We start from the raw sequence: 23,596 nt of genomic DNA on the forward strand, positions 1-23,596 counted from the left end.
TTTCAGATCAGTGCCATCTCGATCTACAACCGCGACGGTCGGATCCGCACCGTACCGCTCCGACCCGGGCGGATGAACATCATCACTGGCGATTCGAGGCTCGGGAAAAGCGCCCTGCTGAACATCGTCGACTATTGCCTGGCCAGCGAGGACTACGTCATCAAGGGCGCGGTTCTCCGTAACTTCGTCCACGTCTTCGGCGTCACCTTCGTCAAGGGGCAGCAGCAACTCTTCGTCGCGCGCCCTGCACCCGCCGGCAACGCAGCCACGACGACCACGATGTGTGTCGTGTCCCAGGCTCATGGTGCTCCGCCTCCAGCTCTCGACGACCTGGCCTTCACGACCCCGCTCGACATCGCGAAGAGAGTCTGCTCTCCGACTTCGCCGGCATTGATCACACCTTGCGGATCCCAGCGGTACGCAGCGCCAAGCCCATTGCGCCTTCGGTTCGCCACGCCTTGTTCTTCTGCCTCCAGAAACAAAATGAGGTCGCCAACGAGGACCTGCTCTTCCACGGCCAAGGTGATGACTTCCACCGCACGGCGCTCAGGGCCATGCTGCCGTACTTCCTGGGAGCGGTTGACCCCGAGCGAGCACTTCGCGAGCACCAGCTGCGGGTGCTGCGACGGGAACTGACCGAAATGGAGAATGCCCTCGCCTCCGCCCGCGTCGCGGGACCTGCTTCGGGTCAAGCCCGTGCGCTGCTCACCGAGGCCATCGAAGCCGGTCTGCTGCCGGTGCCACCGCCCGGCCGGGAGCTGACGGCCGAAGACGTCGTCGCGGGTCTGCGACGGGCCTTGTCCACCGGCTCCGCCGAAGCAGATGTCCGGGGAGTGGAAGATCCTCTCACCGCTCTCACCGAGTCACGCAGAGCGTTGCGCCAAGCCCACGCTCGCATCCGGGCGCGGATCTCAAACCTCAAGCAGGCTGCCCGGGAAAACGACGAGTTCCTCGGCCAAGCCACCGAACACCATGCCCGTCTGGCCACGCTCGGCCTGCTCCCGGATCCCGGGAATGACGAACTGCCGCACGCACGGCACTGTCCCGTATGCGGCAGCCCAGCTCCCGATGCGGGGCGCATCGCCGTAGTCATCCGGGAAGATCTGGTCCGGCTCAATGGCGAGTTGAACACCATCGGGAGAAGCACGCCTGACATCAATGCGATGATCGCCGAGGAACAGAACAAGCTGGGAGACGTTCGAGCCGCGCTCGCCAACAATCAGGACGAGATCGACACGTTGACCGCAGGCCGGCGGGCCGCCGCGGCGTTCGCCCGGCACGAGAAGCTGCCCCACATCGTCGACCGGCGAGAAGACATCGTGGCGCAGATAACGGCACTGGAAGAGCAGCTCGGCTCAGCCGTCCAGGACGACCGACTGAGCAGCTTCATCTCCTTGGTGAACTCGAAGATCAAGGACAAGGCCCTCATGCTCGACCTTGACCATCGTGAAGATCCGATCCGACTGGATCCTCGCGCTTTGACCATCGTGGCGGACACCGCCCGTGGCCCGATCCGTCTCGCTGAGATGGGCGGCGGGGAGAACGCCATGGGCTATCACGTGGCCACGATGCTGAGCCTCCACGAGTGGTTCTCCGAGCAGAGCAGGCCGGTCCCCCGCTTCCTCGTTCTTGACCAGCCTTCTCAGGTCTACTACCCCGAGGACGCCCAAGATGGCACGCCGGTCACCGACCGGGCCGCCCTGCTGAACCTGTACAAGACCATCCAGCGGACCATCGACGCGTTGCAGAGCGACTTCCAGGTCATCATCATGGAACACGCTGACCTCGACGACGAGCCCTTCCGCGCTGCAGTCCAAGCGCGTTGGAGGCGCAGCAACAGCGACGCTCTTGTACCTCACGAATGGATCACAGAGGACGTCCCCGAGGAAGCCAGCCGCTAGTAATCCAGCCGTACTTCGGTATTTGGGCTGGTCAACGCCTGATGGCGGGGAGTCTAACCGGGGCGTCACGTGCGGGCGAGGGCTTCCACGATCTGGTGCCGGCGAGTAGGTAGCCGCGCCGCGCGTCATGGCAGGTTCGGGTGCGGGCCTGGGGGCGTCGCCTCGACCGTGGCCAGTTCAGGGCGTGATCGCGGCGGTCCCGGGGTGGAGGTGGACGGATGGCAGGCGCGCGGTGATGATCAGCTATTGACGTGGTCCCGCACCTGCCCGTACACCGTGGGGTCGGTGCCGAGGGCGTTGTGACCGAGACAGGCGGACTTCGTGTTCGTCGCGCCGCTCAGGGCAACGCTGCTGTCCGGATTGATGACCGCGTCGCACGGCGACCACCACGTGGCATACCGAGGACTGCCGGGCGTCTCGTCGCCGGAGTTGAGTTCGCCGAGGAAAACCGACCCGATACGCATCTCCACGCAGGAGGCGTCGTAACACCCGTTCGCCCATTCGGTTCCGTGGTTCGGGCCGCCCAGCGAGACCCAGGCGTCGATCTTCTGGCTGCCACCGAGGTTCTTCGCGTAGTAGCGGCTCGACAGCCCGCCCATGGAGTGCGTGACGACGTCGACCTTGGTCGCTCCAGTGGCAGCCAGCAGCCGGTCGACCTCCGTGGCGATCTGCTGAGCGGTGGTTGCGTTGGACTGGCGGGTGTCGTAACTCCATTGCCGCAGATGAGTGGACGGCCAGCCGTCCGCTCTGAAGTCGTCGGCCATGGCGTTCCAGTACGAGCCGGAGGAGTTGTATCCGTGAACGAACAGGATCGGGTTGCTGGCGGGACCGAAGGTGGAGGTTCCGGTGGCCGCATGGGTCGGGTACACGGCGGCCGAGGTGAGCAAGAGGCTCACGAGGGCGGCGGGAAACAGACTCTTCTTCATGGCATGCCTCGCGGGATCGGCGTCCGTGGGGGGCGGCGCACGAGAAGGCTACTGGCGAGTAGGTGTGCTGAGTCAATAGGCGTGCAGAGATTCAACTGCCCTGTGACCTGCAGCGTTTCGCTCCATGCCGTAGCGATACTGTTCGAGCAGGCATGTGGAACGGGTGGGATCTGGGGCGCTCGACAGCCTCTTGTACGAACCCAGGTCCCTGCGCGCCGCCTCCCGTCTGCATAGTGGGTCGGAGGCGAAGACCAGCCCCGAGTCAGGTGCGCGCCATGGTCCCCCGGCCGAAGAAGCCGCGCCTGTGGCGCCCCGGCTGGACTCCCCGCCATCAGGCAGCTGACCAGCCCAAATGCCGAAGTACGGCTCGAGTACTAGGGTGTTGCTGCGGAAGGGCACGAAGGCGGGACGGCCGCCTGTTGGGCCTCGGCGACAGTCGATCGACGGCATACGGTTCCGGGTCCGGACCGGTGTTCCGTGGCGGGACGTGCCCGTTGAGTATGGACCGTGGAGCCGGGCCTACGACCTGTTCCGCCGGTGGCAGCGGGACGGCATCTGGCACCGCATCCTGACCCGGCTCCAGTCCCCGGCCGACGCGAAGGGTGCGATCGTCTGGGACTTGAGCGTCGACTCCACGGTCTGCCGCGCCCACCAGCATGCGGCCGGGGCCCACAAGCAGGGCGACCTGCAGAAGGAACCGCCGGGCGGTGTCCTCGCCGAGCCCGGAGACCACGGGCTGGGAAGGTCGCACGGCGAGTTCACCACCAAGCTGCACCTGGCCCTCGAGCAAGGCCAAAAGCCCATGTCGATCGTGATCACGGCCGGGCAGCGCGGCGACTCGCCGCAGTTCGAGCCCGTATGGGAGAAAGTCCGCGTGCCCCGCATCGGGCCGGGGGGCAACGCGTCCGTCCCCATCGGGTCTGCGCCGACAAGACGTACGCCTCCCGCAGAAACCGCGCCTACCTGCGCCGCCGCGGAATCCGATGCATCATCCCCGACATGACCGACCAGGCACGCAACCGCCAGGAGATCGGCTCCCGCGGCGGCCGACCACCACAGTTGGACCCGGCCGACTAGAGCGATCAACGACTACTGCCGCCGCCACGAACTGACGCTGGGCGGCATGTACATGGAACGGTGCTCCGCGACCTCATGCGCGTTCGTCGGCATGCTCGACGCCGTCATGGTCACCCGGCCGTACGGGGTCATCTTCCCTGCCCCGTCCCACCTGGGCCCCAAAGCCATAGCGGCAGATCGCCGACAGCAGCTCAGCGCCGCCGGCACCCAGATCCTGCTGGTACGAGGGGCACGGCCGGCCGGGGCCGGCGGTTCGGCTTCGACGCCGGCCTCGGGGAGCTCCAGGACATGAGCCTCGAGGAACTTCTCCGGCTGGACAGCCGACGTATCGATGGTCTTGGCAGCGTCTTCGGCGTCCCGCAGCACCAGAGAAGCCTGACCGTCCCCGCCGACGACAGGGCCCCGGGCACAGCACGCTCCTTCAGATGCCTGGACCGCCTGCCCCAAACAGGACGGAAGCGGCAAGCGGGTGATCGCCTTCGTGAAGTGTCCCGAGAGCTCCATCGCCCCCTGATCCACTCCACTGGAGACCCCTCATGCCTATTCCGCTCCCGCCCTCGCTCCCGAAAGTGTTGCTCCTTGACCTGGACGGGGTGCTCGTCGACACCCGCCCGGTCATGGAGAGCGCCTGGCCCCAGGTCCATGAAGCCCACGGCCTCGACGTGCCGTTCGAGGAGTACGAGCGCCACCTTGGTCGGCCCTTCGCCGACATCATGGAGCAGCTCGGGCTCGCTGACGCCGGACCGATCCACCAGACCTACTCGAAGGCGTCGACGGCCACTTCTCACCTCGCCCGACAGTTCGACGGCGTCGCGGAGGTCCTGCACGCCTTCGCCGCTGCCGAGTGGCTGAAGAGTTGTCAGGACAACCGCACCGGCTCGGTCGCATCCAGTGCACGCGACGCGCCCGTCGGGGGGACACCGTCGCTCTCCGGTGCGTTCACAGTGGCTCCGCCCACCCGTTTCGCACCGCGTACGCGCCGAGCTGCATCCGGGTTCGGACTCCTGCCATGTCCATGAGGTGGCGCAGGCGGCGGTGCAGCGTGCGCGGTGACAGCCCGAGTTGGGTTGCGGTCGTCAGATCCGTCAGGCCGGTCAGGAGCAGCGCGAGGATCCTGCGGTCCAGCTCGGTCGGGCCTTGCGGCCCGACCTCGGCGAGGGCTTCGGATTCGTCTCCCGTGCCCGACAGCTCGAGCGGGTGGGCCGTGCGCCATACCGTCTCGAACAGTGCGTCCAGCGCGGCCAGCAGGCCACTGCGGTGCAGCAGCACGGCACCGGGCTCGCCCGCCGGTGTGACCGCGAGGGGGACAAGGCCGAGGTCGGCGTCGGCCAGCACGAGTTTCATCGGCAGGTCGTCGGCGACGCGCAGTTGCACTCCGTTGCGCAGGGAGTCGATCGCGTCGCGGACGATGCCCGGCTCGGCCAGCACGGCGCGGTCCAGTACCGCTCGGAAGAGCACTCCGCGGTCGAGGGCCATGGGCTCGGCCGTGTTCTCGTCGGGAGGCAGGGCGACGAAGGGTGCGGTGATGAAGGAGCGGACCTGCGTGCGGGCTGCCTGCTGCACCTGGAGGAAGCGGTGACGGATGGCGTCGACGCCCGTGACGACCTCGAACAGATCGTTGATGCTGCTCCCGGTCATCGCCGCCCGGTGTTCCTCGGCCAAGGTCACCAGTGCGTGCTCGGCCATGCGCAGCCCGTCCCGGCGCTGGCTGATGAGGGAGCCGAGCGCCATGGCCGGTGGCGCGGCGGTGAACAGCTCGTCCGCCGACCTGATCACCAGTCCCCACCCGACCAGACGGGACAAGGCCTTGTCCACGTCGGCTCCCGATACGCCGAGAAGATCCGACAGCAGCGTCGCGGTGGAGTTCGGCCGTCCGAGCAGTCCCCGGTAAACGTGCTCGTCGTCGGGTTCGAGGCCCAGAACATCCAGCATCGGTGACCGACTCCGTTCCACTTTCAACAGCGGGGAGAGTATGCGCCATAGCGGCAGCCCTTGAATAGTCCCTGCTGGGAGCCGGTGTGAGGGGAGGGACCCCGGGGAGTCGTCTCCCCGGGGCCCTACAATGCGGTTCATCGCAGGCCGTACGCCCGGATGATCTCGTTCTTGACGCTGAAGCCGCTGTCCGTCTCGGCGCTCGCGCGCAGAGAGAGGAAGCCGCCGGGCTTCTTGGCCGTCCTGAACGGACCCGTCCAGTAGCCGTCGGTGCCCTTGGTCAGGGTCACCTTCTGCCAGGTGGAGCCGTCGTCGTACGAGACGTCCAGTTGCACCTTGGTGACGGTACCCGGCACGGTTCCGAGGTTCATCGACACCGGCTTGAGGGCGATCTGCTGGTGTGCGTTGACCTTGACGTCACCGTGCAGGTCCGTCTCCAGCTCGTAGTCCAGGTTCAGCACCGAGAAGGGCTCGAAGAAGTCCGAGTCGACGGTGTCGGACATGAACGTCCACTCACTGTGGGTGCGCGTCGACAGCCGGAAGACGTCCCCGGGCCGCTCCACGTCCAGGACGGCACGGTAGGGCAGATTGCCCGCCGGTACCTCCACCCATTGCATGTCCCCGCCGACCGGGTTGTCGTGGATCAGCGTGTCGCCCTGGAATACCTGCAGATGGGACGGCGTCTCACCCCACGGCAGGAAGCCGCCGAGGCGCATGTTGTCGCTCGCGGATGCCCAGGCCTGCACGTTCCAGGTCATGTAGTTCTGCCAGCGGGAGTTGTACACACCGAAGGACTCGCTCTGGCCCGGCCGGGTCGCCGGAGCGAACCAGTCCAGCCAGGTGGTGCTGCCCTTGGCGTACGTGTTGTCGCCCGACACCATCACCCACGGCAGGCCTCCGTCGACGCCCTGCGCGTGGAACTCCCTCCAGACCTGGCCCGGGGTGACCCATTCGGTCCGGGTGCCCGGGTGCCACTCGAGCTCGGGGAAGTTGAACGACGGGCTGAGGGTGAAGTCGGAACGGTATCCCTCCGCCAACCTGCCTTCCGTGGCCGAGTAGTAGCGGGCGTCGATCCGAGCGAGGTCGTCCTGGGTCGGCTTGTAGACCAGAGCCCGGTCCGGCACCCGGCCGGGGTAGTCCCGGGTCAGGTCGTAGACGAACGGCGTGTGCTCGGTCTGCGTGACGGTCAGCTTCAGCCTGCCGGCCTCGGCCATCGAGATCAGGGCCCTGCCCGCGTCGCGGTGCACGGTGGCGACCGGGATGGTCGACTCGCCTACGTACTCCATCAGGGCGCCGACACCGTCGTTGACCACGATCAGTGCCGCGGCACCGGCCGCGGCCGCGGCCGCGGTGCGTTCCTGAGGCGAGACCTCGTCGCTGCGCTCGACGACGACGACCCTGCCCTTGGCCTGCACCTTGTCGTACTCGGCCGCCGCGCCGCTGCCCGCGAAGACGGCGTTCAGCCTGTCGGTGGCGGTGTCCAGGGCGCTGCCCGCCTGCACCAGCGTCTCGAAGCGAAGCCGACCGTCCGGCGTACTCAGACCGAGTTGCGGCTCCCCCTTGCGCCAGCGGGTGGTCAGCATGAAATCGCCCTGCTTCATGGGCTCCGTCGGTGCGACGTAGACGTCGTCGTACGTCGGCGGCAGCACGTACGCGCTGCGGTAGTCCATGTACGCGTCGAGGCCCGAGTAGTGGACGTTGAAGTCGACCTTGCGCTGGCGGTCCTCCGTGCGCTGCGGCGCCTCGGTCTGCAGCAGACGTGCCTTGCTCGCGTCCAGCACCACGTCCGCGGAGCCGCCCTTGAGGACGGTCTCCGGGTCGACCAGCACGGCCACACCCGACCGGTCCGCCTTCTCACCGGCCACGTCGAGGTACGCCGCGACGGTGTACAGGCCGGGGGCCATGCGCATGGTCGTCGAGCCGTCGACATAGACCGACCACGGCCACGGGTCACCGGCCAGGTTGATCGCGACCAACCCGGCGGCCGGCTTTCCGTCACGGCCGACGAGCTTGATGTTCAGGTCGTAACGCTCCTCCTCCTTGAGGAGCGCAACCGATGTGCGGGACACCGGCTGCCCCGTGGCCGCCTCGGTGGCGATCACGTAGCCGGCGTGCCGGCCGACAGAGGCGGTCTGCGGGTCACCGGTCACCGGGACGGCGGCGGTGCCGCCCGCCGGGACGGTCACCGTGGCGGCGCCCAGCGTGAACGGGCCGTCAGCGTCGGTCAGCGCCAGGTTGAGCGTGACGTCGGCGGAACCCGTGTTGGTGAAGGTCAGGTCCTTGGTGACGGGGACGTCGCTCGGCTGGTGCGGCCATGTGTAATTGCCGAAGAAGAGCGGTCCGGTGCTGCGGACCGTGGCGCGTACGGCGGCGGCGACGTCGAGGCGACCGGTGCCGACCTCGTACGGCGAGTACCCGTCGGCCAGGCCCTTCGCGGTGCTCATCAGGTGTTCCTTGAGCTGCGCGCCGGTCCAGTCCGGGTGCCGCTGTGCCAGGATCGCCGCAGCGCCGACCACGTGCGGGGTGGCCATCGAGGTGCCGCTGATGGTGCGGTAGAGACCCTCACCACCGTCGGTCATCTCCTGCGAGCGAGCCGCGGTGATGGCAACGCCGGGCGCTGCGATATCCGGCTTCATGGCGCCGGAGTAGGCGAGCGGGCCGGTACTGGAGAAGGACGCGAGCCGGTCCTCTTTGTCCGTGGCGGCCACAGTCAGCGCCGAGGCGGCGGCACCCGGGGAGGAGATGCTCTCCGGGCCGGCGTTGCCGGCGGCTATGACGAACAGCGTGCCGTACTGGGCGGACAGCGCGTCGACCGTTTGCGACATCGGGTCGCTGCCGTCCGTCGGGTAGGAGTCGCCGAGGCTCATGTTGACGACGTCCGCGCCCGATTCGGCGGCCCACTGCATGCCGGCCATGACCCAGGAGTCCTGGCCGTATCCCTCCGCGCCGCCGAGCACCTTGCCGACGAACAGGTCGGCTCCGGGGGCGACGCCCTTGTTGTCGCCTCCGGAAGCGGAGCCCGAACCGATGATCGTGCCGGCCACGTGCGTGCCGTGCCCGTTGACGTCGGTGACGGCCTCACCCGGGACGAAGCTGGCCGTGCCGTCGATCAGGCCGGCGAAGTCGGGGTGGTTGACGTCGATGCCGGTGTCGAGCACCGCGACCTTGACGCCCTTGCCGTCGTAGCCGGCAGCCCATGCCTGGGGCGCGCCGATCAGCGGCACGCTCTCCTTCAGGCTGGCCTTCACCCGACCGTCGAGCCACAGCTTCGCCAGACCCGCGCCCAGCGTCGCGCTGTCCTGCGGCGCCACCGTGGTCCAGAAGGTGCGGGCCTGCCGCTTCTCGGTGCTGAGCGCCGCGCCGCGGATGCCCTTGAGGTCGCGGGTCAGCCTGCTGCCCCGGGGGGCGGTCGGCGGGGCAACCGCGCGGGACTTCGGCTGGGTGTACGTCGCGATCAGCGGCACCGCGGCCGACTTCGCGTCGTCGTAGCCCATCTCGATCAGGCCGCTGACGTTGAACAGCCGCCGGTCCAGCTTGTCTGCGCCCAGCAGCGGCGCCGCCTCGTCCGGGATGACGAACAGGTCGCCCTTGATCTGCTGGACTTTCACGCCGCCGACGGCACTGTCCGGCCGGTCGACGTCGGCCGTCTGCTTGCCGTCGGCCATCGTGGTGACCGTGACGACATCGCCGGTAACCAGGGTGACCTTGTGGGTCGACGAGGGCTTCGCGGTGACGGTGGGTTTACTCGGAGCGGCTTGTGCGGGCGTGTGCAGGGCTGCGAGTCCCGACGCCACGAGGGGCACAGCGGTGGCGATCGAGATCAGCTGCCAGCGCCCGCGCCGGAAGACGGAAGCATGAGAGGGCAAGTGCATGCCATGGGTCTATCGACCGGTGAACGCCGACGTGAAGGCCTCATGACGGCAAGTTCTCGCCATGGCGGATGTTTGTCAGCCGTGAACCTCGCGATTTCGGGCGCAAAGGCACCGTACCGAGACGCGAGGCTTGGCGACACGCCCGCTCCCTGCCCCATGATTCGGTCCACGAGCCCGGTGAAAACGGTGCGGTGCGGGCCGCGCGCCGCTGCCAGGTCGAGGTGACCCTCAAGCCGCGCTGAATGGCGGCACTGCGAGCCTTCCCGTTCGGCCGACATGCGCCGGGGACTGGCGGGGGTCAGATTGGAGGTATCCGACCCACCGGACGGAGAGTCTCGGCGGGCAGCCCGGACGACACGGAGGAGCCTGACATGACGACCCACGTGGGTGCACCCGGTCGGCGAGACGAAGCGCACACCAGCGGTTGGCTGATGTTCGCCGCAGTCATCATGATCTTCAGCGGCATCATGACGCTGCTCGGAGGCATTTCCGCCATCGCCAAGGACGACGTGTTCCTGGCCACTCGTAACTACGTCTACGAGCTCGACCTCACCGGCTGGGGCTGGATCCACCTCATCCTGGGCATTCTGATCCTGCTCACCGGCGTCGCCCTGTTGACCGGCGCCACATGGGCCAGGGTCGTCGGCGTGGGGCTGGCCGGTCTCAGCATGATCGCCAACTTCATGTGGCTCCCCTACACGCCGTGGTGGGCGGTGTTGCTCATCGCCATCGACGCCCTCGTCATCTGGGGGCTGTGCGTCGCACCCCGGCCGATCAGGGACTGACGGTCGGGACCGGCAGCCGTGGCACGCGAAGCAGCGACCGGGGAGCCGCCGCAGCTGATGCTTGTCGTCGGCGTCGCCGGATCCGGCAAGTCGACAGTCGGGCGCCTCCTCGCCGATCGACTGGGCTGGGTCTACCGGGACGCGGACGAGTTCCACTCCGAGGCCAACCGAGCCAAGATGGCCGCCGGTCATGCCCTCACGGACAGCGACCGGGGGCCGTGGCTCGAAGCGATCGGTGAGTGGATGGACCGGACGATCGCGGCTCGTCAGCAGGCCGTCGTGGCCTGCTCCGCGCTCAAGCGTGGCTACCGGGACACGTTGATGGCAGGGCGCCCGGAAGTCCTCCTGGTGTACCTGCACGGCTCACGCGAGCTGCTGGGCTCCCGGCTGACTGCGCGGCACGGTCACTTCTTCCCGGCGGACCTGCTGGACAGCCAGCTCGCCGACCTCCAGGAGCCGGAGCCCGACGAACACCCGTTGGTGGTGGAGATCGACCAGCCTCCGGAGGCCGTCGTCACGGCGGTGCTTTCCCTGATGCGCCGGGACTCCGCCGGGGGACGACCGGCCGGTTCGGACGCGGAGCGCGCCGTCCACGGCGTTGCGCGCGGCAGCCCTTCCGAACCCCACAGTCCCACGGGCGAGTCGTGGCGGCTGGTCCGCGGGGAGCAGAGTGCGGTGGTGGTACAGCTGGGCGGCGCCCTGCGCGACTACGTCGTGAACGGGCGTCCGCTGCTCGACGGGTTCTCCGCCGGGTCCGCCATCACGGGTGGGAGGGGGCAACTACTCGTCCCCTGGCCGAACCGCGTGGGAGGCGGACGCTACGGCTTCGCCGGCAGGAGCCTGCAACTGCCCCTGAACGAGGTGGAGAACAACAACGCGATCCATGGACTGCTCCGCTGGACCCTGTGGAAGCTGCTCGCCCGCAACAACGACGCGGTGATGCTCGGCACGACGCTCTGTCCTCAGCCCGGATATCCGTTCCTCCTCGACGTCCGTGTCGAGTACCGGCTGGGGCCCGAAGGGCTCACGACGGCGGTCCACGCCACCAACACCGGTACGGAGTCCGCGCCGTACGGTGTGGGGCAGCATCCCTATCTGACGGTCGGCACCGACCTCGTCGACAGCGCCATCCTGACCGTTCCCGCCCGGTATCTCCTGCGTACCGACGACATGGGTCTGCCCGTCGGTCGTGACCCCGTGGACGACGGTCCGTATGACTTCCGCGCCGCCCGCCCCATCGGCGATCTGCGACTGGACACCGCCTTCACCGGGCTCGACCGCGGCCCCGACGGCCGGGCCGTCGTGAGGCTGGCGCATCCTTCCGGGCTTCGAGGTACCGATCTCTGGCTCGGCGAAGGCACCCGCTACGTACAGGTGTACACGGGTGACACCCTCGCCGAGCCCGAACGGCGGCGGCAGGGAGTCGCCGTGGAGGCGATGTCCTGTCCGCCGGACGCCTTTCGCAGCGGCACGGATCTCACGGTCCTGGAGCCGGGCGCGACGCACGTGCTCCGATGGGGCCTGAACCCCTGGGGATACTCGTGACACCGGCCATGGAGCCCCCGGCGGCTCCCGGCATGACCGCGCACGCCTTCCGGACGCTCTACGAACGTCTACGGAGCCAGGCGGCGGCGCAGCCGACGGCGAACGGCCGGTGCGGAGCAATGCGCCATCTGACCCCTGAGCGGGTGGCGGCGGCGGCCGCCGAAGTCCGCCTCGGACGCACGGTGTCGCTGTCGGCCCCGATCGAGACCGAGCCGGGACCCGACTCCCCCGAGCCCGCAACACACCGCATGACCGGGCCGGGTACGCGCGACCTCGGCTCGGCCGGGCTCCACTTCGCCACTGACAGCTTTGCCATGAACGTACACGGGGACGCGGACAGTCATCTCGACGCCCTGTGTCACGTGGTGTTCGACGGGGAGCTGTACGGCGGAGTGCCGGCGAGCACCGTGACGGCCGAGGGGGCTCATTCGCTCTCCGTCGACCTGCTGGAGAACGGCATCGTCGGTCGGGGTGTACTGCTGGACGTCCCTCGGTTGCGGGGCGTGTCTTGGCTGGAACCGGGCGACCATGTGACCTCGGCCGACCTGGTGGCCGCTGAGGCCGCGCAGGGGGTGCACGTCGGCCCTGGTGACCTGCTGTTCGTCAGGGTGGGGCATCGCCTTCGTCGTAGCGGACTCGGGCCGTGGAACGTGGCCGTGGCGCGTGCGGGCCTTCACCCGACCGCCCTCGAGTTCCTGGCGGAACGCGCGGTCTCGGTCCTGGGTGGAGACGGTAACAACGACACCGCCCCCAGCGCGGTGGAGGGCATCGCCTTCCCCGTACACGTCCTGGCCGTGCAGGCCATGGGCATCCACCTCATGGACTACCTGCGGTTCGAGGACCTTGCCGCGGTCTGCGCGGGGGCAGGGCGCTGGAGCTTCCTGTGCGTGGTCGCTCCTTTGCGGTTGCCCGGAGCCACGGGCTCGCCCGTGAACCCGATCGCACTGCTATGACCAGGGGTTCCCCGGCCGCTGACCGCTCTCCGGTCGCCGTTCACGCGGCGGGCGGATACGTTCGACGGGGTGGGACCGCTCGGCCCCCGCGCAGCGGGAAGACAGGGCCCGCCGTCAGGTCAGGTCCGTGATCGCAAGGACGGTGGTCGTCGTGGGCGACGCCCCTCACTACGACGTCATCATCATCGGTACCGGCGCCGGCGGCGGCACTCTCGCCCATCGGCTCGCCCCGTCCGGCAAACGCGTCCTCCTCATCGAGCGCGGGGGCCGTCTGCCGCGTGAGCGCGACAACTGGGACTCGACGGCCGTCTTCGTGAAGGGCAAGTACCGGGCACCGGAGTTCTGGATCGACCGGGACGGGAACGAGTTCCCGCCGGAGGTCAACTACTACGTGGGGGGCAACACCAAGTTCTACGGTGCAGCCCTCTTCCGGCTGCGTCCCGAGGACTTCGGCGAACTCCGCCACCACGGCGGGCTGTCCCCCGCCTGGCCGATCGGGTACGAGGATCTGGAGCCGTACTACACCCAGGCCGAGCACCTCTATCTCGTCCACGGACGGCACGGGGAGGATCCCAGCGAGGGTCCGGTGAGCGCGCAGTACGCCCATCCGCCCGTCGAGCACGAACCGCGCATCCAGCAGTTGAGCGACGACCTCGAGAGTCGTGGCCTGCACCCCTTCCACCTGCCGATCGGCGTCAATCTGCTTCAGGAGAACAGCGGTCGGGCCGCCCACTCCAGCGTCTGCATCCGATGCGACCGGGTGGACGGCTTTCCCTGTCTGGTGCGGGGCAAGTCCGACGCCGAAGTGATCTGCGTGGAGCCTGCCCTGGAGTACCCCAACGTCGACATGGTCACGAACACGCAGGTGTTCCGCCTGGAGACCGATGCGAGTGGACGCGATGTCAGCGCGGTCGTCGGCCGGCTCCCCGACGGCTCGGAGGTCCGGTTCACGGCGGATGTGGTGGTCGTCTCCTGCGGGGCGGTCAACTCCGCGGCGCTGCTGCTGGCCTCGGCGAACGAGCACCATCCCCGTGGCCTCGCCAACAGCTCCGACGTGGTCGGCCGCTTCTACATGCGGCACAACAACCTGGCCCTGATGGCTGTGTCGAAGGTGCCCAACGACACCGCGTTCCAGAAGACCCTGGCCTTGAACGACTGGTACCTCGGTGCGGACGACTGGGGCTACCCTCTGGGCGGCATCCAGATGCTGGGGAAGTCGGACGCCGAGCAGATCCACGGTGAGGCCCCCAGGTGGGCCGGTGCGGTCACACCGGACATGCCGTTCGAGGTGCTGGCACATCACGCCGTCGATTTCTGGCTGTGCGGTGAGGACCTCCCGCTGGCCGACAACCGGGTCACCCTCGACGGCGACGCACGTATCCATCTCGCTCTCGACGAGAAGAACAACGTCGAGGGCCTGAAGCGGCTGAGGCACAAGCTGCAGGGGATGCTCGGCCATCTGGGCATGCACGAGCACCACCTGCTGTCCCACAGCATCTACCTGCACAAGGGAATGCCGATCGGTGCGACGGCCCATCAGGCCGGCACCGTTCGCTTCGGCAGCGACCCGGCCTCTTCCGCGCTGGACCTCAACTGCAAGGCCCACGACCTCGACAACCTGTACGTCGTGGACACGAGCTTCTTCCCGAGCATCGGCGCGGTCAACCCGTCCTTGACGGCCATCGCCAATGCCCTGCGGGTCGGAGACCACCTCCTGGCCCGGCTGAGCTGAGGCCGAGGCCCGCTGGCCCGACCGGGTGAAGATGGCCGAGCCAACGGCCCAACGGTGGTGCTCCGGGCATGCCGCTCGCCCCGCCCGGTGATTGCGTGACTCCGCAGCCGGGCGGACCGGAGCCGCGCAGCCAGGAGGCAGAGCATCATGGAGTCCACCGTCGAAGCACCCCGTGGTGTGATCCCGACAGATCTGCTGAAGGGCCAGAAGGCGCTGGTCACCGGAGCCAATTCGGGCATCGGCAAGGCCACGGCCATCGGTCTGGGCCGGGCCGGCGCGGATGTGGTCGTGAACTACGTGGCAGGCCGTGACGCCGCCGAGGAAGTGGTCCGGGAGATCACCTCGTTCGGGGGGCGCGCGGCCGCCTACGAAGCGGACGTGTCCCAGGAGGACCAGGTCACTGCCATGGTGGACCGGATGGTCCAGGAATTCGGGACGATCGACATCATGGTCGCCAACGCCGGTCTGCAGCGCGATGCCCGGCTCACCGACATGACGCTGGCGCAGTGGCAGAAGGTCATCGACGTCAACCTCACCGGGCAGTTCCTGTGTGCGAGGGAGGCGACCAAGGAGTTCCGGCGCCGTGGAGTCGTCCCCGAAGTGTCCCGCGCGGCCGGGAAGATCATCTGCATGAGTTCGGTGCACCAGCTCATCCCGTGGTCCGGCCACGTCAACTACGCCTCTTCCAAGGGCGGCGTGCAGATGATGATGCAGACCCTGGCGCAGGAGCTGGCACCGGAGAAGATCCGGGTGAACGCAGTCGCTCCCGGGGCGATCAAGACGCCGATCAACCGCAGCGCCTGGGAGACGGCCGAGGCCCGCGAGGATCTGCTGAGGCTGATTCCGTACAAGCGGATCGGCGACCCCGAGGACATCGCGCATGCCGTGGTCGCACTCGCCTCGGACCTCATGGACTACGTGGTGGGGACCACGCTGTACGTCGACGGCGGGATGACGCTCTTCCCCGGTTTCGCCACGGGCGGCTGACCCCCTCCAGGACCATCACGAACAGCAAAGGCCTGTATGTCCACCTCGTTCCACCTGCTGGCGGATGCCCCGGCCCAGCTGCTGCCGGCCCGGGAACTCATGGCCTTCACTCTGGCGTCCCACATCATTCTGGTGCCCCTGGGCGTGGCTTTCCCCTTCATCACCTTGGTCATGCACTACCGCGGACTGCGCCGCCAGGACGCCGCGGCGCTGCTCCTGGCGCGGCGCTGGTCGGCTGTCATGGCGGTGCAGTTCGCCCTCGGGATCGTCACCGGCACGGTGCTCTCCTTCGAGTTCGGCCTGCTCTGGCCCGGTCTGATGGGCAGGTGGGGTGATGTCTTCGGCATCGGGTTCGGTGTCGAAGCCTGGGCGTTCTTCCTGGAGGCCGTACTCATCGCCATCTATCTGTACGGATGGCGGCGGCTGAAGCCCCGTACGCACTTCCTGCTCGGGCTGCCGCTCCCGGCCGCCGCACTGCTCGGGACGTTCGGCATTCTGGCCGCCAACTCCTGGATGAACACGCCACAGGGCTTCTCCCTCGACTCCGAGGGCAACCCGGTCGACGTGAACGTCTGGAGAGCGATCTTCACCCCGATGTTCGGGCCGCAGTACTGGCACTTCGTCGTGGCAATGATCATCACGGCGGGCTTCATGGTGGCCGGTGTCTACGCCGTGGGCTGGCTGCGTGGCCGCCGGGACCACTACCACCGGCTCGGATTCACCGTTCCGTTCACCATCGCCGCGGTGGCCACTCCGGTGCAGCTCTTCCTGGGCGACTTCATCGCCCGGTCGGTGTTCCACAAGCAGCCGGTGAAGTTCGCCGCGATGGAGATCGTCTGGAAGACCGACACCCGGGTACCGGAGTACCTCTTCGGGCGCCTGCACGAGGACGGCACCGTCTCGGGCGGCATCAAGATCCCGCTGCTCGACTCCGTACTGGCCGGATTCAGTCCGGACACCGAGGTGGTGGGACTGACCTCCGTCCCGGCGGACCAGCGTCCCACGGCCACTCAGGCGACCATCGCCCACTGGGCCTTCGACATCATGGTCCTGATCGGGTCCGCCCTGGTGCTGCTCGCCCTCTGGTACGGGTTCGTCTGGCTGCGGCACCGCCGGCTGCCCGCCTCGAAGTGGTTCTACCGCTCCGCGGCCTGCGCGGGCGTCGCCTCCGTCGTGGCCGTCGAGTGCGGCTGGATCGCCACCGAGGTGGGCCGCCAGCCCTGGATCGTCTACCAGAACATGCGCGTCGCCGAGGCCGTGACGTCGACCCGCTCGACGACGCTGTGGATCATGCTCGGTGTGGTGATGGTGGTGTACGTGTTCCTCTTCGGCTCGTTCCTCCTCGTCCTGCTCAAGATGCGCACGCGCTGGCGGCTCGCCGACGAGCAGCGGGCTGCCGGAGGCACGGCCCACGCGCCGGAGGCGGACACTCCCTACGGACCCCGGGCCCCGCTTCCTGCGGGTGACGCCCCCACCGCCGCCGCCGGCGGCGGAGCCGCCCGATCCGAGGACGGTCGCCATGACCGCTGACCTCATCGCCGTGGTGCTGCTCCTCGCCGTGGCCGCCTACGCCAGCGCGGGCGGAACGGACTACGGGGCCGGGTTCTGGGATCTCACGGCCGGTGGCGCGGAACGCGGCAAGCGTCCCCGGTGGCTCATCGACCACGCCATGGCTCCCGTATGGGAGGTCAACAACGTCTGGTTGATCTTCGTCCTCGTCATCATGTGGACCGGTTTCCCCACCCTGTTCCAGACCGTGTTCTCCGCGATGTGGCTCCCGCTCGCGCTCGCCGCCATGGGCCTGGTCCTGCGCGGCGCCGGCTTCGCGTTCCGCAAGCCCTCCCGGCGGCTCGTCGACCGACGTCTGTACGGCGCCGTGTTCGCCGTGGCCTCGGTCGTCACGCCGTTCTTCCTGGGTGCCGCCGTCGGAGGGGTCGCATCGGGCCGGGTGGCGCAGGGTACGGAGGCCTCGGCGGACGCCTGGGCCAACCCCACGTCCCTGATGTTCGGGTTCCTCGCCGTCGCCACCACGGCCCTGCTCGGCGCAGTGTTCCTCACGGGGGACGCCCGCCGGTTCGACGCCCCCGACCTGGTCGGATACTTCAGGGGGCGCGCCCTGGGCAGTCTCGCTGCCGTCACCGTTCTGGCAGTGATCACCGGGTTCGTCACCCATGAGGACTCCCCTCACGTATGGCACGGGCTCACTCACGGTCTGGGGCTGTTCTTCGTCGTCGTGGCCGGTGCGGCCACACTCGCGACAGCCCTGTTGCTCCTGCGGACACCAGGCACGTGGGTACGCGTCACGGCGGTCGGGGTCGTGGCGTCCGCCGTGATCGCCTGGGGGATGGCCCAGCGCCCCTTCCTCATCCCCACCTCGCTGACCGTGGCCGACGCCGCGGGCGCGCCCGCCACGCTGACATGGCTGGCGATCGTCACCGTGGTGGCCCTGGTACTCGTCGTGCCGGCCGTCGTCTTCCTCTACTGGCTGGACACCCACGGGGAGCTGGCCGAACTCACCGACTCCGAGCTGACCGGAGAAAGCGGCACGGCCGGCGGCGGTGCGGGACCCGAAAGCTGACCGACCACTCGTACCCCCGCTGGACCTCCCCTTCGCGTCCGCACTCCGACGGAGGAAGCCGCTGTGACCGACGACGAGATCCTTCTGGGTTTCGCCCTGACGGTGGTGCTCGCCACCGGTTCGCAGATCCTGGCGAACAGGCTGCGTGTCCCTGCTCTGATCATCCTGCTTCCCGTGGGGTTCGCGGCCGGGTGGATGACGGACGTCATCCACCCGGACAAACTGCTGGGGCCGGACTTCTCGGCCTTGGTGTCGCTGTCCGTCGCCGTGATCCTCTACGACGCCGGTCTGGGACTCGACCTCCGCAAGCTCGCCCACCACACGCGCGGGATCGTGGTCAGACTGCTCGTGTACGGCGTGCTGCTCACCTTCCTCGTCACCGGGGCGGTGGGACCCGCGATGTTCGACATGCCCCTGCGGGTGGCGGCCATGCTCGGCATGATCCTCGTCGTCTCAGGGCCCACGGTCGTGGGGCCGCTGTTGGACTTCGTGCGGCCGAGTGACAAGGTGCGGCGCATCCTGATCTGGGAGGGAACGCTGATCGATCCGATCGGCGCCATCCTTGGCGCGCTCACCTTCCACGCGGTCGCGTCGTCGCACCAGATCGACCTCGGGCGGGGTTACCAGTTGGGGCAGTTCGCCCTCAGCCTCGCCTTCGGGCTGGCGGGCGGGGCCGTGGCGACCGCGCTGCTGTGGTTCACCCTGCGCACGCTCCGACTCGGCGAGACCCTGGGAACGCTGGCGCAGCTCGCCGTCGTGATCGGCGTTTCGGCGGTCTGCGACGTCGTGCGGGACGACACGGGGCTCATCGCCGCGGTCGTGGCGGGGCTGGCCGTCTCCAACATCCGCGGCTTCGACATGCCCGCGCGCCGGCCCTTCCTGGAGACCCTGGTCCAGCTGATCATCGGCCTGCTGTTCATCTCCATCTCCTCCACCGTCACCCCAGCGTCACTGGTGCCGGTGCTCCTTCCCTCCCTCGGCCTGATCGCGATCCTCGTCCTGGTCGTCCGGCCGATCGTCGCCTTCGGCGCCGCAGCGCGCACAGATCTCTCACGCGGTGAACGCGCCTTCGTCGCATGGATGGATCCACGCGGCATCGTCGCGGCGGCGACGGCGTCGGCCTTCTCGTCCGGCCTGGTCGAACGGGGAGTGAACGGGGCGGACAAGATTTTGCCCGTCACGTTCCTGGTCATCGTGGGAACCGTTGTGCTGTACGCGCTGACGGCCGTGCCGGTTGCCAGACGGCTGGGCGTCGTCAAGACGGCGGGCACGCGCGTTCTCCTGGTGGGCGGCGAACCCTGGGTGGTCGACCTGGGCAGAGCCCTGCGGTCCGCCGGTCTCGACCTGCTGATGTGGGCGGGGCGCGAGGAGGAACGGGAGAGGATCAAGGGGGCGGGCCTCGAACTCGCCAAGGGCGATCTGCTGGCCACGGCCATCAACCCGGGGGCTCGTCTGGAAGGCGTGACGGCCGTCTTCCTGGCCACCGACGACGATGACTTCAACGCCCTCGCGTCGATCGTGATGGAGGACAGCGTCGAGGGGCCCGTCTACCGGGTGGGTCCACCGCACGACAGCCATGGCGTGGTCGCTCCGTACACCGGTGGCGACATCCTCTTCGGCCGCTCCCTCGTCCGGCACGTCCTGGCGGAGAACTACGAGCGGGGCGCCCGGTTCGTGGTGCGGCCCTTCTCCGGCCCGTTGCCGCCGGAGCACGACACGCTCTTCGTGGTGCGCGCCGACCATCGGCTGGACCCGGTCACGGAGCGAGAGCCGGCCTTCCCGCAGGAGGGCGACACGGTCGTCCTCCTCGGTCCCGTCCCGACCGCTGCCGAACGGTGAGACGCGCGGGACGGCTTCGTCCGTGCCCCTACAGCCCGCTCTTCCAGGACCGTTGCAGCATCGGGTCCAGGGTGATCGCCGCGTCGATCAGGGCCAGGTGGGTGAAGGCCTGTGGGAAGTTGCCCAGTTGGCGCCCGGTCAGGTCGATCTCCTCGGAGTACAGGCCGAGGTGGTTGGCGTAGGTGAGCATCTTCTCCAGCACCAGCCTGGCCATGTCGGTGCGTCCGGCCCGTGCGAGGGCGTCGACGTACATGAACGTGCACAGGGAGAAGGTGCCCTCGGAGCCGCGCAGCCCATCGGGTGACGCCTCGGGGTTGTAGCGGTAGACCAGGCTGTCGCTGACCAGTTCACGCTCCATCGCGTCCAGGGTGGACGTCCACATCGGGTCGTCCGGCGTGATGAATCCGACCGTCGGCATGCGCAGCAGCGACGAGTCGAGCACGTCCTCGCCGTAATGCTGGACGAACGCCTGCTTGTTCGCGTCCCATCCCTTGCTCATCACCTGCGCGTAGATCTCGTCCCGCGCGTCCACCCAGCGGCCGCGCGCCGCCGGACGGCCGTCGTCGGCGGCGATCCGCACGGCGCGGTCGAAGGCCACCCAGGACATGACGCGGCCGTACGTGAAGTCCTTCCGGCCGCCGCGGGTCTCCCACAGCCCCTCGCCGGGCTGGTCCCAGTGGTCGACCAGCCAGTCGAGCAGAGTGTGCAGGGCCTTCCAGCCCCGGTTGTCGAGGTGCATGCCGTGCTGGTGCGCGAAGTAGATGCTGTCGAGCGCCTCGCCGTAGATGTCCAGCTGGAGCTGGCTCGCCGCACCGTTGCCGATACGGACCGGTGCGGAGCCGCAGTATCCCTCCCAGTGCTCCAGGGTCTCCTCGACGAGGTCGGCGGAGCCGTCGACCCGGTACATGATGTTCAGTGGTCCGGAGCCGTTCCCCTGGCCGGCCTCCTGCTTCACGCGGTCGTGCAGCCAGTCGATGAACGCGGACGCCTCTTCCTTGAACCCCAGGCCCAGCAGGGCGTACACCGAGAACGACGCGTCGCGGATCCATGTGAACCGGTAGTCCCAGTTGCGCTCTCCACCCAGTTGTTCGGGCAGACCCGCCGTCGGGGCGGCGACCAGGGCGCCGGTCGGCGCGTAGGTCATGAGCTTCAGTGTCACGGCCGAACGTTCCACCGCCTCCCGCCAGCGGCCGGAGTACGTGGACTGCCCCAGCCAGGAACGCCAGAAGCGGACCGTCTCGCCGAAGAGTCGCTCGAACTCCTCGACACGGACCTCGTGCGGCGGCCCGCCGGGGGAGGACTCCATGACGAGGCCGCGCTGCTGTCCCGCCCGCAGGCTCAGGGAGAAGCGCAGGTCCTTGTCACCGGAGAGGACGTTCAGCAGCCGCTCGTCGTGCGGCTCACGGACGGCGTGGACGGCGATGTCCAGGTCCTCCGAGGTGAACAGCGCTCCGTGCTCCGTGATGTGCAACTGGTGCGGCTTGCGGCCGTAGTCGAAGCGCGGAGCGATCTCGCCCTCGAACGTCATGCTGCCCCGGACGCAGCGCAGCATGCGCACCAGTCGATGCCGGTCCGTCGCGGTCGTTCCGGTCACCGGCATGAAGTCGACGACCTCACCCGCCCCGGCCTCGGTCATGAAGCGCGTCACCAGGACGGCTGTGTCCGGGTGGTAGAGCTGCTTGGTGGTGTAGGCGGCCGCGGCCGGCCTGACGGTGAAGTGGCCGCCCTTCTGCCGGTCCAGCAGAGCGCCGAAGACACTGGGCGAATCGAAGCGCGGACAGCAGAACCAGTCGATCGTCGCATCCGTCGTCACGAGAGCCGCGGTCTGCAGATCACCGATCAGGCCGTGGTTCTCGATAAGGGTATATTCATCCATATTGCGCCCCTTTCGGCCCCGACCGTTAAGCCTAGGCCAAGGAGGTCATCCCGTCCTGGCGAGGCAGTGACGCGGAGAGTGGCGGCGGGAGCCCCGCCGCTGCGCCGGTCCGGGAACGGCCCTACCGTGAGATGACAGTGGTCCCGCTGAGGGAGCCCGCGATGTCGTGCGCCTCAGCACGGGACCCCTCGGGTGAAGGGGGCGTGACGTGGGTGTCCTGACATCCTGGGCGGCCAGGTTCAGGTTGCGGCAATACGTCAAGGCCAGCCTGTGGATCGTGCCCATGTTCGGTCTCGCCCTCGGTGCCCTTCTCGCTGAGCTCGCCCTCACCGCGGACGGCGCGGACTGGCCGCCGAGCGGTTGGCACTACTCCGCGACGACGGCAAGCGACGTGCTCACCGCCATCGTGGGGGCGATGGTCGCGTTGCTCGGCTTCGTCGTCACCATCGGCGTACTCGTCGTGCAGCAGGCCACGGGAACCCTCTCCCCCCGTTATATGCGCCTCTGGTACCGGGACCGGTTGCAGAAGGCGGTGCTGGCGACCTTCACCGGGACGTTCGCGTTCGCGTTCTCCCTGCTGCGCAGCATCGAATCCGACTCCGTCCCCGACCTCGGGGTCACCCTGGCCGGCGCGGCGGTGGCCATCAGCCTCGTGCTCCTGCTCATCTACCTGAACAGGTTCATCCACAGCCTCAGACCGGTGGCCATCGCCGAGTTGGTCGCGCGCATGGGAGAGGACATCTTCACGGCCGGAGCCGCTGCGATCCGGGGCGCGGCGCCTCGCGGAGACGGAACCGTGCCGCCCGACGGACCGGTGATGCGCATCCGTACGGCACGCGGTGGAGCCATCCAGGCGTTCAACGTGACCGGTCTGGTCGCGGAAGCGGCGCGTCACGAATGCGTCTTCGTCGTGACCCGGCTGATCGGGGACTTCGTACCGCCGGGCACGGTCATCGTCGATGTCCACGGGGGCACGTCGGCACCCGACCCGGACCGGGTGGCCGGTCTCGTCGCCCTCGGGTCCGAGCGAACCATCGAACAGGACCCCGCCTTCGCTCTGAGGGTCCTCGTCGACATCGCCATCAGGGCCCTCTCCCCAGCGGTGAACGACCCGACGACCGCGGTGCAGGTGATCAACTACATCGAGTCGTTCCTGCACACGGTCGGCAGCGCGCGTCTGCCCGGTCGTTACGTCCTGGCCGGTCGCGACGGGCAGGCCCGGCTCGTGCTGCCAGGGCGTGACTGGGAGAACTACCTCCAGCTCTCCGTCTGCGAGATCCGCGACTACGGAGCATCCTCCGTGCAGATCTGCCGACGGCTCCGCGCCATGCTCGAAGGCCTGCTCGACACCCTGCCGCCGGGACAGCACCCCGCTGTGCACACCGAATTGAGTCTGCTGCAGGAGTCGATCGAGCGAGAGTTCCCCGACGCGGCCCGCAGGGCCATCGCGCAGGGTTCCGACCGCCAGGGCATCGGCGGACGCCGCCGTCCGCGGACATAGCCGCACGTGCGTGCCGGCGGCCGAACCGGGGTTGCAGCCGGACGCGCACGCTCTTGTCCCGGCGTGCGCATCGCACCCCGGTGGTCGAGATT

General features: G+C 68.6%; 16 protein-coding genes. 12 read left to right on the top strand and 4 right to left on the bottom strand.

Annotated elements, in window-relative coordinates:
* Positions 1 to 401 precede the first annotated feature (401 nt).
* A complete protein-coding gene (locus ACIRB7_RS15185) occupies positions 402 to 1,901 on the top strand; it encodes a DUF3732 domain-containing protein (RefSeq protein ID WP_403597760.1) in 1,500 nt (499 codons plus the stop codon).
* Positions 1,902 to 2,140: 239 nt separating this feature from the next.
* Here ACIRB7_RS15185 and ACIRB7_RS15190 read toward each other — a convergent pair whose 3' ends face one another.
* Complete coding sequence (locus tag ACIRB7_RS15190; RefSeq protein ID WP_403597763.1) at positions 2,141 to 2,827, bottom strand: esterase/lipase family protein; 687 nt, start codon at positions 2,825 to 2,827, stop codon at positions 2,141 to 2,143.
* A 352-nt stretch (positions 2,828 to 3,179) separates the two neighbouring features.
* Here ACIRB7_RS15190 and ACIRB7_RS15195 point away from each other — a divergent pair, with 352 nt between their 5' ends.
* Positions 3,180 to 3,830 (top strand): IS5 family transposase, encoded by a 651-nt coding sequence (locus ACIRB7_RS15195; protein ID WP_403597766.1) that lies wholly within the window; start codon positions 3,180 to 3,182, stop codon positions 3,828 to 3,830.
* A gap of 610 nt (positions 3,831 to 4,440) precedes the next feature.
* On the top strand, positions 4,441 to 4,923 hold the full coding sequence (locus tag ACIRB7_RS15200) for an HAD family hydrolase (protein WP_403597768.1): 483 nt from the start codon (positions 4,441 to 4,443) through the stop codon (positions 4,921 to 4,923).
* Here the strand turns inward: ACIRB7_RS15200 and ACIRB7_RS15205 are convergent.
* Both ACIRB7_RS15205 and ACIRB7_RS15210 read right to left on the bottom strand, forming a co-directional pair.
* Positions 4,844 to 5,836: a helix-turn-helix domain-containing protein gene (locus ACIRB7_RS15205; protein WP_403597771.1), complete on the bottom strand. Its 993-nt coding sequence runs from the start codon at positions 5,834 to 5,836 to the stop codon at positions 4,844 to 4,846. The genes ACIRB7_RS15200 and ACIRB7_RS15205 overlap by 80 nt on opposite strands.
* Positions 5,837 to 5,973: 137 nt before the next feature.
* Positions 5,974 to 9,708: a S8 family serine peptidase gene (locus tag ACIRB7_RS15210; RefSeq protein WP_403597774.1), complete on the bottom strand. Its 3,735-nt coding sequence runs from the start codon at positions 9,706 to 9,708 to the stop codon at positions 5,974 to 5,976.
* A gap of 371 nt (positions 9,709 to 10,079) precedes the next feature.
* On the opposite strand from ACIRB7_RS15210, the gene ACIRB7_RS15215 reads away from it, so the two are divergent.
* The 8 genes from ACIRB7_RS15215 to ACIRB7_RS15250 all read left to right on the top strand — a co-directional run bounded on the left by ACIRB7_RS15215 (position 10,080) and on the right by ACIRB7_RS15250 (position 20,127).
* Complete coding sequence (locus ACIRB7_RS15215; RefSeq protein ID WP_403597777.1) at positions 10,080 to 10,493, top strand: hypothetical protein; 414 nt, start codon at positions 10,080 to 10,082, stop codon at positions 10,491 to 10,493.
* Positions 10,494 to 10,511: 18 nt separating this feature from the next.
* Positions 10,512 to 12,038: a gluconokinase, GntK/IdnK-type gene (locus tag ACIRB7_RS15220; RefSeq protein ID WP_403597780.1), complete on the top strand. Its 1,527-nt coding sequence runs from the start codon at positions 10,512 to 10,514 to the stop codon at positions 12,036 to 12,038.
* A 32-nt stretch (positions 12,039 to 12,070) separates the two neighbouring features.
* The gene (locus ACIRB7_RS15225; RefSeq protein ID WP_403597783.1) at positions 12,071 to 12,991 is read left to right on the top strand and encodes a cyclase family protein; all 921 of its coding nucleotides are present in this window, start codon (positions 12,071 to 12,073) and stop codon (positions 12,989 to 12,991) included.
* Positions 12,992 to 13,142: 151 nt separating this feature from the next.
* Positions 13,143 to 14,723, top strand: a complete 1,581-nt coding sequence (locus ACIRB7_RS15230; RefSeq protein ID WP_403597786.1) for a GMC oxidoreductase — start codon at positions 13,143 to 13,145, stop codon at positions 14,721 to 14,723.
* A gap of 147 nt (positions 14,724 to 14,870) precedes the next feature.
* Positions 14,871 to 15,710, top strand: coding sequence for an SDR family oxidoreductase (locus ACIRB7_RS15235; RefSeq protein WP_403597789.1), 840 nt, complete (start codon positions 14,871 to 14,873; stop codon positions 15,708 to 15,710).
* A 36-nt stretch (positions 15,711 to 15,746) separates the two neighbouring features.
* The gene (locus ACIRB7_RS15240) at positions 15,747 to 17,240 is read left to right on the top strand and encodes a cytochrome ubiquinol oxidase subunit I (protein WP_403597792.1); all 1,494 of its coding nucleotides are present in this window, start codon (positions 15,747 to 15,749) and stop codon (positions 17,238 to 17,240) included.
* Positions 17,230 to 18,288 (top strand): cytochrome d ubiquinol oxidase subunit II, encoded by a 1,059-nt coding sequence (locus tag ACIRB7_RS15245; RefSeq protein ID WP_403597794.1) that lies wholly within the window; start codon positions 17,230 to 17,232, stop codon positions 18,286 to 18,288. The genes ACIRB7_RS15240 and ACIRB7_RS15245 overlap by 11 nt, the downstream gene beginning before the upstream one ends.
* Positions 18,289 to 18,351: 63 nt before the next feature.
* Positions 18,352 to 20,127 carry a cation:proton antiporter gene (locus ACIRB7_RS15250; protein ID WP_403597797.1) on the top strand — a complete coding sequence of 592 codons (1,776 nt, stop codon included), beginning with the start codon at positions 18,352 to 18,354 and terminating at the stop codon, positions 20,125 to 20,127.
* Positions 20,128 to 20,155: 28 nt separating this feature from the next.
* On the opposite strand, the gene ACIRB7_RS15255 is transcribed toward ACIRB7_RS15250, so the two are convergent.
* Entirely contained in the window at positions 20,156 to 22,003 is a 1,848-nt protein-coding gene (locus ACIRB7_RS15255; RefSeq protein WP_403597800.1) for a glycoside hydrolase family 15 protein, read from the bottom strand.
* Between the two features lie 208 nt (positions 22,004 to 22,211).
* Between ACIRB7_RS15255 and ACIRB7_RS15260 the strand changes: the two genes are divergently transcribed.
* Positions 22,212 to 23,504 carry a DUF2254 domain-containing protein gene (locus tag ACIRB7_RS15260; RefSeq protein WP_403597803.1) on the top strand — a complete coding sequence of 431 codons (1,293 nt, stop codon included), beginning with the start codon at positions 22,212 to 22,214 and terminating at the stop codon, positions 23,502 to 23,504.
* Positions 23,505 to 23,596: the final 92 nt, after the last annotated feature.

This window comes from Streptomyces sp. NPDC093795 (assembly GCF_044764665.1).
Classification (GTDB): Bacteria; Actinomycetota; Actinomycetes; order Streptomycetales; family Streptomycetaceae; genus Streptomyces.

Bases quoted from the DNA above. Each gene is read 5' to 3' on its own strand.
- ACIRB7_RS15190 (WP_403597763.1), bottom strand. From the start codon at position 2,827: ATGAAGAAGAGTCTGTTTCCCGCCGCCCTCGTGAGCCTCTTGCTCACC.
- ACIRB7_RS15195 (WP_403597766.1), top strand. From the start codon at position 3,180: ATGCCGAAGTACGGCTCGAGTACTAGGGTGTTGCTGCGGAAGGGCACG.
- ACIRB7_RS15200 (WP_403597768.1), top strand. From the start codon at position 4,441: ATGCCTATTCCGCTCCCGCCCTCGCTCCCGAAAGTGTTGCTCCTTGAC.
- ACIRB7_RS15205 (WP_403597771.1), bottom strand. From the start codon at position 5,836: ATGCTGGATGTTCTGGGCCTCGAACCCGACGACGAGCACGTTTACCGG.
- ACIRB7_RS15210 (WP_403597774.1), bottom strand. From the start codon at position 9,708: ATGCACTTGCCCTCTCATGCTTCCGTCTTCCGGCGCGGGCGCTGGCAG.
- ACIRB7_RS15215 (WP_403597777.1), top strand. From the start codon at position 10,080: ATGACGACCCACGTGGGTGCACCCGGTCGGCGAGACGAAGCGCACACC.
- ACIRB7_RS15225 (WP_403597783.1), top strand. From the start codon at position 12,071: ATGACCGCGCACGCCTTCCGGACGCTCTACGAACGTCTACGGAGCCAG.
- ACIRB7_RS15235 (WP_403597789.1), top strand. From the start codon at position 14,871: ATGGAGTCCACCGTCGAAGCACCCCGTGGTGTGATCCCGACAGATCTG.
- ACIRB7_RS15240 (WP_403597792.1), top strand. From the start codon at position 15,747: ATGTCCACCTCGTTCCACCTGCTGGCGGATGCCCCGGCCCAGCTGCTG.
- ACIRB7_RS15245 (WP_403597794.1), top strand. From the start codon at position 17,230: ATGACCGCTGACCTCATCGCCGTGGTGCTGCTCCTCGCCGTGGCCGCC.
- ACIRB7_RS15255 (WP_403597800.1), bottom strand. From the start codon at position 22,003: ATGGATGAATATACCCTTATCGAGAACCACGGCCTGATCGGTGATCTG.